The following is an 8,023-nucleotide window of genomic DNA, read 5'->3' as shown; positions in this document are numbered from 1 at the left end:
ATCTCGTCCTCCAGCGCGGTGAAGCGGCCGCAATGCGCCACGGCGCCGCGTTCGTAGAGCGCCGCCACCGGCTCGGCGCGCGCGGACTTGCCGCGGCTCGCATGGACGAGCCGGACCGGCAGCCGCACGGCGCCCGCCTGCTCGAGCACCTCGCGCACCATCTCACCGCCCTGATTGGCCTCGGCGACGATCCGGTCGGCGCGCCAGCGCCCATATTCCTCGCGCACGACGCGCGCCCATTGGCCGGGCCGCGCGCCCGTGACGCTCGAATCGCCGAGCACATGGCCCCTGCCGTCATGGCCCAGCCCGGCGACAATGATCCCGCAGGCATCGCCGCCCGTCCCCGCCGGCGGATCGACGCCGACCACGATCCGGGTGCAGCGCTCCGCCGCCTCGCCGGGCAACAACTCCGGCGCGCGGCACGCCTCCAGCATCGCCCGCGTCCAGAGCGCCCCCTCGATATCCTCGATCAGCTCGCCATCCAGCTCCTGCCGCCCCAGCCGCGTGCCGGCATATTCGGCCTCCACCCCGGCGAGGAAATGGCCCGGCAGATGCAGCCTGTTGTTCCGCGTCCGGCCGCGGGTGATGACGACGCGCAATGGGGGTGCGGGCATGGGCATTTTCTCCCTCCGCTCGCTTCGGCGGAAAATGATTTTTCACACAAAGCCACAAAGGCACGAAGAGAAGAGGATTTTGCTCACGCAAAGACGCGAAGCCGCGAAGAAGAAAGCGCGCAGCGCAATCAACGAACTCCGATTGCAAAGACGCCGCTCGATCGGACAATATTGAAATCCGCTGCGCGGAAGAGCCGTCTTCCTTTGCGTCTTCGCGTCTTTGCGTGAGTCCCCCCTTCTTCGTGCTTTTGTGGCTTTGTGTGAGACCAAAGAACCCCCTCACCCAGCCGCCGCGACCAGCCGCCGCACCAGCGGCACGCCGCGCGGCGTCGTCGTCGCCATGATCTGCGGCTTGCTTCCCAGCCGCATCGTGAATTCCAGATTCGCCCAGGCCTCCTCGCCGCGCGGCCATTTGGCGATCTCGTCGCACCAGGCGGCGTCGAATTGCGGCCCTCGCAGGCTGTCGGGTTCGGCGGCGCTGTAGACGTGCGCCGTCGCGCCGTTGGGCCAGCGCAGCCGGCCGAGTGACGGCTCCCAGACCGGCCTATCGCATTCGCGGCAATTGGCCAGGATCCCGCTCTCGCCCTCCACCATGACGCGCCGCACCTCGTCGGACGTCGCGCCGAGCAACGCGATCCGCGCCTTCGCCCGCCGCGCCTGCCGCTTCACCCATTCGGCACCCATCCGCGTCTTGCCAAAGCCGCGCCCGGCCAGCACCAGCCACGTCTTCCAGTTGCCCTGGGGCGGCCGTTGATCCCGCCGCACCCAGAAAGCCCAGCAATGGCGCAACAGGATCATGTCGCGCTTGGATACCTTGTCGAGCCATGCCTTGCGCGCGCGCTGGCCCATCCGACACACCCATTCGGCTATGGACGTCGCCCTGCCGCCGACATTTTCCGGGCGGAAATCAAGCCTCGTCATCGTGCAGCCTCTCCCGCATCTCGTCGAGCCGCGCCTCCAGGTCGGCCCTCGCCTCTTCATATTCGCGATCGATCTCGGTCTCGCGTTCGGGCGTCTCGACGCTGTCGCGATGCAGCGCCAGCAGGCGCAGCGCGACATTGTCCGAATAGACGATCTTGGTGCCGACGATCTTGCCGGCGTGCCACACCTCTTCCTCGACACCGTGGATCGCGCGTTCGAGCATCGCCATTTCGAGGCGCTTATAGCCGGTCGTCAGCGCCCGGCGGACATTGTCGCGGAAGGTCGCATCCTTATTGCGATGCCGTTCGATCGTGCTGGTGCTGAACCCGCAGGCCCGCGCCGAGGCGGCGATGTTGCAGGTCGCCGCCAGCGTATCGAGAAAGACGGCCTTGTCCGCCTTGCCGAACCGCCGCGCCCGCGTTTCCTTCAGCTGCGGCCCGCCCGCGGCGTTGCGCGTGAGATCGGGTTCGGTGTCGGCCATGGCGCACACTCCAGACAAGAAAAGGGCCGGAACCGCTGGAGAGCGGCCGGCCCGAATCGCTTACAATTTTCGATGTTCGCAATATGTACCGAAACAGCGTGACGATGTCAAGATGTTTTTGCCTATCTGGTTATCGATGATTTTGGCAATGCTATTGTCGCCGCGTTGCGCTATCGACAGGCGGGCGGAGAGAGGCGCAGTATGACAGGCAGAGTGCAGCGGGTTGCGGTGCTGCTGGGTATTTCCCTTATGCTCACCCCCGCCATTACGAGGGCACAACCCGTCGACCCGCCCGCTGCGCTCGCCCGAATGGAGACGCTGTTCGCGGGCGACGATCCGACCGAGACCTGGGCTTTCGCGCATCGGCTGTTGCGCCCCCGCGAAGAAAGGGGCGAGCCCGACACGCCCGAAATTATCCGCATTCGCACGCTCGCCGGCATTGCGCTGTATCAGGACGGCCTTCCCTTTCGCGCGCTCGACGAAATCGAGAAGGCGATCGAAAGCGCCGACGCCCTTCTCGGCCCGGGCGATCTCCTGGCGATCGAGGCCCGCCGCGCCGCCGCCGATGTCTATGACGGGATCCAGCGTTACGGCGAAGCCGCCGAGGCGTACAGCGCCGCGCTCGATGGCCTGGCCTCGCGCGCCGACATACGCCCCGATCAGCAGGTTCCCCTCCAGGCCGCTCTCGGCCGCGTTTACCTGCGGCAGGGCCAGCTCGCCGAAGCCGAGCCCTTGCTGACGCTTGCGCTCGAATATCAAGAGAATCTGGCGCCGCAAGACCCGCTGGCGCTGGCCGAAGCGCTCGGCGCGCTTGGCCGAGTTTATTTGGCTCAGGCCCAATATGGCCAGGCTCGCCCGCTCTTCGAGCGCGCGCTCGCCATTCCCGCGCCCGATGGAATGTCGCCGGATGCCGCGCGCCGTGACGCAATGACGGATCTCGCAGCGACGCTCGCGGCAACGGGCGACGCCGCCGAGGCCGAGCGTCTCTATCGCAGCTCCCTCGACGCCAGCGAGGACGATCAACGGATTTCGCTCGCCGCCCGCGGCCTCGGATTGCTCTATCTCGGACAAGGACGATATGACGAAGCCGAGCCGCTGCTGCGCGGCTATGCGGAAGGCTGGGCCGATTTGCTCGGAGAGAGCTGCGTATTTGCGATCGAGGGTTTGATGGATCTTGCCCGCCTCGAGGCATTGCGTGGCGATTTCACCAAGGCGGTCCCGCTCTACCGCCGCGCCTATATCGGTAGCCAAACCGTGTTCGGCGCCGGGCATCCGGCCACCGTCGCAACGGGTTGGAGCCTGGCGCGAACGCTCATCTCGCTGGACGAGGGCGGCCGTGCGGAGGCAATCCTGCTCGCCCGAACCCAGCTCGCCGAACTGCGCGAACGCCGCCGCCTCTCCGGCGCCGTCCAGTCGCGTCTTACCGGCGGCTTTTACCGCAATCGATTCTGTTGAAGTCCCACGGCAACGGAAATGTCGCCACCGCGGACGCGGCACGACTTGACGTGCGCGTAAACCATCCGCACTCTTGCGGCCATGGCCACAGCACCTTCCGCCCTCACCCGCCCCGATCAGCCCGCCATCGCCTATGAGACGCACGGACCCGAAGACGGCGAGCCGGTCATCTTCGCGCATGGCGGCGGGCAGACGCGGCATGCGTGGAAGGGGGCGGCGGCGCAGCTGGCCGCGAGCGGCGGCTGGCGCACGGTCGCGATCGACCTGCGCGGCCATGGCGACAGCGGCTGGGCCGGCGAAGGCGGCTATGGAATCGAGAAATTCGCCGGCGATCTGATCGCGATGGCCGATCATGTCGCGCCGGGCAGCCTCCGTCCGCATGTCGTCGGCGCGTCGCTGGGCGGGATCGCCTCGCTGGTGGCCGAGGGTTTCGTCCGGCCCGGCAGTTTCGCGACGATCACGCTCGTCGATATCGTGCCGCGGATGAGCGACGAGGGGCGCGACCGCGTCACCGGGTTCATGGGCCGCCATGCCGAGGACGGTTTCGCAACGCTCGAAGAGGCGGCCGATGTCATCGCCGAATATCTGCCGCACCGCCCGCGCCCGAAGAGCCTCGAAGGCCTCAAGAAGAACCTCCGCCATGGCGAGGACGGACGCTGGCGCTGGCATTGGGACCCGGCGTTCATGGGCGGGACGCGGGGAACGCGCGGCAATGACTGGTCCGACCGGCTGGAACAGGCGGTGGCGGCCATCGCCTGCCCGATCCATCTCGTGCGCGGCCGTTCGTCGGAGCTGGTCGACGAAGAAGCCGCCCGCCATTTCCGCACGGTCGTCCCCTCGGCCGAATATACCGACGTCGAAGGCGCCCGGCACATGGTCGCGGGCGACGAGAACGACGCCTTCGGCGAAGCGGTCGCGGCGTTTTTGAACACGCATCGGCAGGACTAAGCGGCTCGCCCTGACCACATTTCCCCGAGGCCGGTGCGGACCGGACAATAGGGGGCCGCCTATGCGCCTTGCATTGTCGTCGGCTCGGCAGGGGGCAGGCCTTCGGTTTCCGCCTTGTCCTGAAGCTCCTTTTTCCGCGCAAGCATCTCCTCGCCCAGCGCTTCGAGGTCGACATCCGCCGCCCGGGCCTGCTGGAACATATTGTCGCGCATTTTTTCCTCTTCCTCGACATGATGCTCGATCTGTTCCTTGAGCACCGTCACCTTGGAATCGTAAAATGTCTCGTCCGGCGAGCCGGCGACGATTTCGTTGATCAGGATTTTCGCGCCGTCATGTTCGACATAGGCTTCGCGCAGCAGATCGTCGTCGACCTTGCCCTTGAGCGCCGGATAGAAGATTTCTTCTTCGATCATGGCGTGGATCTTGAGCTCGGAGCAGATGTCTTCCGCGATCTTTTTCTTCGCGGAGGCGCCGCTCGCCTTTTCGAATTTTTCGAACAGCGTTTCCACCTTTCGGTGGTCGTCGGTCAGGATATGCGTTGCGTCCTTGTCCACGGTATCTGCCATCGTTCGTTTCCTTGTTTCGGCCCGCCATATAAGCGTGCACGAACAACCTTCCGAAAGGGACTTGGTTCCGCGGGCGATTTCAAAAACCCCTTTCAACTCAACCAATTGAATCGGTCGACGCGCGGCGAGGTCGAAGACTTGGGAGGGAGAGGAGACGCAAATGCCGAAGACCGCCGGGACGAACGTCCATTGCCCCTGCCCCGCCACCGGTGATACCTTCCCGCCCGAGAGAGGAACCCGCCCATGGCTACTGTTACGGCTGATGCCGATACCCGCCCGATCGCGCCCGTCGATGTCTCCGACGCCGCGCTCTATACCGAGGATCGCTGGCAGGAGCCGTTCGCCCAGCTGCGCGCCGAAATGCCGCTCGCCTGGCACCCCGAAAGCCCCTACGGCCCCTATTGGTCGGTCTCGTCGCACGGCCTGATCCAGCAGGTCGAGGCGCTGCCCGATATCTACAGCTCCGACACGGCCAATGGCGGCATCACCATCATCGATCCGATGGACGAGATCGCCCAGAAGTTCGAGAATTTCATCGCCATGGACAGGCCGCGGCACACCGAGCAGCGCCGCGTCGTCCAGCCGAGCTTCAACCCGTCCGAAATGGCGCGCCGCGAGGTCGAGATCCGCCAGCGCGTCGGCGAACTGTTCGACGTGCTGCCCGTCGGCGAGACCTTCAACTGGGTCGAGCGCGTTTCGATCCCGATCACCATCGGCATGATCTGCGCCCTGTTCGATTTCCCCTGGGAGGAGCGCCACGATCTCAAACGCTGGTCCGACTGGGCGAGCGAGGTGACGCCCGATCAGAGCGAGGAACGCCGGATGCTCTGGCTCGAGCAGATGATGCAGATGCTGACCCGCTTCGACCGCCTGTTCGAGGAGAAACGCGCCGCCCCGCCGGCCGACGATCTCATGTCGCGCATCATCCATTCCGAAGCCATGGGCCAAATGCCGCCGGCCGAGCGGATGGGCAATGTCGCGCTGCTGATCGTCGGCGGCAACGATACGACGCGCAATTCGATGTCGGGCTTTATCGACGCCATCAACCGCTATCCCGATCAGCTCGACAAGCTCCGCGCCGATCCGTCGCTGATCCCCAACGCGGCGTCGGAGATCATCCGCTGGCAATCGCCGGTCACCCATATGCGCCGCACCGCGCTCGAAGATACCGAACTCGACGGGCACGCGATCAAGGCGGGCGAGAAGCTGATCCTTTGGTATATCTCCGGCAATCGCGACGAAGCGCTGTTCGCCGATGCCGACCGGTTCGACGTGACCCGCGAAAACGCCCGCCGCCATATCGGCTTCGGCTTCGGCATTCACCGCTGCGTCGGCGCCCGCCTCGCCGAGCTGCAGCTGCAGATTTATATCGAGCAGATCGTCAAACGCGGCTGGCGCGTGGAACCGCGCGGGGATTGGACGCGGCTGGAAAGCTGCTTCCTGCACGGGTTCACCGACATGCCGGTGGAGATTGTGGCGGAAGGGTAGGCCGGGTAAACCCTCTCGGCTAAAGCGCGTTTAGGCTTAGAAAAGGTGGAGGAATGCGCCGGAAAATTCTGCTTTATTCAATAGCGCTTTTAGGCAGCGCCGGGCTTTCGCCAGTCTCAATCGTGTCATCGGCAAACGCCGCGCCCTCCCATGCTCAGTCCCCCGGCGCCGACCCGGCCGAAGAACTCCTGCGACAGGCAGAAGTGCTGTTCGCCAACCGGCAATATGCCGAAGCCGAGCCGCTTTTGTTGCAGGCACTCGCCGTTCGCGATGAAACGCTCGGCCCCGATCATCCTGATTCGTTGACGGTGGTCAACTATCTGGCAATTCTCTATTATAATATGGATCGCGCGAGCGAGGCGGAACTACTATTTCTGCGGACGTTTGAATCCACCGAACGAACGAGAGGGGTCGACCATCCCGATACAATGGTGGCGCTCAATCGCTTGATCCCTCTTTATTTGGATCGCAACAGCCTCGACGAAGCCGAGCCCCTGTTGCGACGCGCTCTCGAATTCAACGAGCGGACGTTCGGCCCGGACCACCCGGACACCATTGGATTGGCAACCCGCCTTGCCACATTGCTGGACGATCAAGAAAGCTTCAACGAAGCGGCAACGCTATATCGACGCGTGTTCGATGCCCAGGTTCGCACACTGGGCCGCGACCATCCCGATACATTGGCGATGGGCAACAGGCTTGCCATCTTCCTCGCGGAAAATGGCCGATACGATGAAGCCGAACCGCTATATCTGCATGTCCTGTCAGCTCAGGAGCAGGTGCTGGGACCCAACCACCCCGATACTTTGGCCTCGATCAGCAACCTTGCCGCGCTTTACAGCGATGTAGGGCGGTTCGGCGAAGCATTGCCGTTGGCGCAACGTGCCTTTGAAGCATTCGAGCGGACGCGCGGTCCCAGTGATCCCGAAACACTCTTCGTCGCAAGGAATCTGGCCATGCTCTATCGGGAACTCGATCGCCTCGATGAAGCCGAAGCGCTCCATCAGAGCATTTATAATACTTTGGAGTCGTTGGTCGGCGCCGATCATCCCCAGACGATGTTGCAACTCAACAACGTAGCGTCGGTTTATTATGCTCAGCACCGTTTCGATGAAGCAGAACCACTTCTAAGGCGAAGTCTGGAATATTTTAGACAATCACAAGCTCCTAGACTGTCCCGTCTCTTGTCGATGACGAATAACCTTGCCGCCAACTATTCGGCGCAGGGCCGCTACGATGAAGCCGCGCCGCTGTATCGCCGCGCCTTTGAGCTTCGAAGCGAGCAATCGGGCGTGCGTCACCCTAGCACTGTCCTCTATGCCTACAACCTTGTTGCCATGTTGCTACAAACTGACGACACCTCCGACATCATGGAGTCGGCTCGAGCACTGGTCGGGGGTCTGCGCGCCGCCCGCGGCATCGAATAGGTTTGGGATCTAAGTGATCAGGCGCACGCCGTGCTTCTTATTACCGGCATGACGAAATGCTCCGCCTCAGCCGCGAGCATTGTGTGCGCTCGCGCGCCGAACCGGGGTGCGTGGCGCACAATG

6 protein-coding genes and 2 pseudogenes are annotated in these 8,023 nt (G+C 64.2%); 4 read left to right on the top strand and 4 right to left on the bottom strand.

The genetic code is table 11. The annotated features are described in order from the left end of the window. From Q0139_RS10825 to Q0139_RS10815, 3 genes and pseudogenes are all read right to left on the bottom strand, one after another. A pseudogene (locus Q0139_RS10825) lies at positions 1-593 on the bottom strand (ATP-binding protein); the annotation flags it as partial. Positions 594-905: 312 nt separating this feature from the next. Further along, positions 906-1,463: pseudogene (locus Q0139_RS10820) on the bottom strand (terminase family protein); the annotation flags it as partial. Positions 1,464-1,521: 58 nt separating this feature from the next. Further along, positions 1,522-2,016: a hypothetical protein gene (locus Q0139_RS10815; protein ID WP_298021481.1), complete on the bottom strand. Its 495-nt coding sequence runs from the start codon at positions 2,014-2,016 to the stop codon at positions 1,522-1,524. A gap of 201 nt (positions 2,017-2,217) precedes the next feature. On the opposite strand from Q0139_RS10815, the gene Q0139_RS10810 reads away from it, so the two are divergent. Together Q0139_RS10810 and Q0139_RS10805 are read left to right on the top strand one after the other, a co-directional pair. Beyond that, the gene (locus tag Q0139_RS10810; RefSeq protein ID WP_298021478.1) at positions 2,218-3,471 is read left to right on the top strand and encodes a lipopolysaccharide assembly protein LapB; all 1,254 of its coding nucleotides are present in this window, start codon (positions 2,218-2,220) and stop codon (positions 3,469-3,471) included. Positions 3,472-3,552: 81 nt separating this feature from the next. Then, positions 3,553-4,419, top strand: a complete 867-nt coding sequence (locus Q0139_RS10805; protein WP_298021475.1) for an alpha/beta hydrolase — start codon at positions 3,553-3,555, stop codon at positions 4,417-4,419. 59 nt (positions 4,420-4,478) lie between these two features. On the opposite strand, the gene Q0139_RS10800 is transcribed toward Q0139_RS10805, so the two are convergent. Beyond that, the gene (locus tag Q0139_RS10800) at positions 4,479-4,985 is read right to left on the bottom strand and encodes a hemerythrin domain-containing protein (RefSeq protein WP_298021472.1); all 507 of its coding nucleotides are present in this window, start codon (positions 4,983-4,985) and stop codon (positions 4,479-4,481) included. A gap of 243 nt (positions 4,986-5,228) precedes the next feature. On the opposite strand from Q0139_RS10800, the gene Q0139_RS10795 reads away from it, so the two are divergent. After that, the gene (locus Q0139_RS10795; protein ID WP_298021469.1) at positions 5,229-6,473 is read left to right on the top strand and encodes a cytochrome P450; all 1,245 of its coding nucleotides are present in this window, start codon (positions 5,229-5,231) and stop codon (positions 6,471-6,473) included. Positions 6,474-6,526: 53 nt separating this feature from the next. Further along, positions 6,527-7,900, top strand: a complete 1,374-nt coding sequence (locus tag Q0139_RS10790) for a tetratricopeptide repeat protein (RefSeq protein WP_298021465.1) — start codon at positions 6,527-6,529, stop codon at positions 7,898-7,900. Positions 7,901-8,023: the final 123 nt, after the last annotated feature.

This window comes from uncultured Parasphingopyxis sp. (assembly GCF_937129435.1).
Classification (GTDB): domain Bacteria; phylum Pseudomonadota; class Alphaproteobacteria; order Sphingomonadales; family Sphingomonadaceae; genus Parasphingopyxis.
The sequence above is the reverse complement of the archived record's forward strand: the minus strand, read 5'-3'. Positions and strand labels throughout refer to the sequence as shown.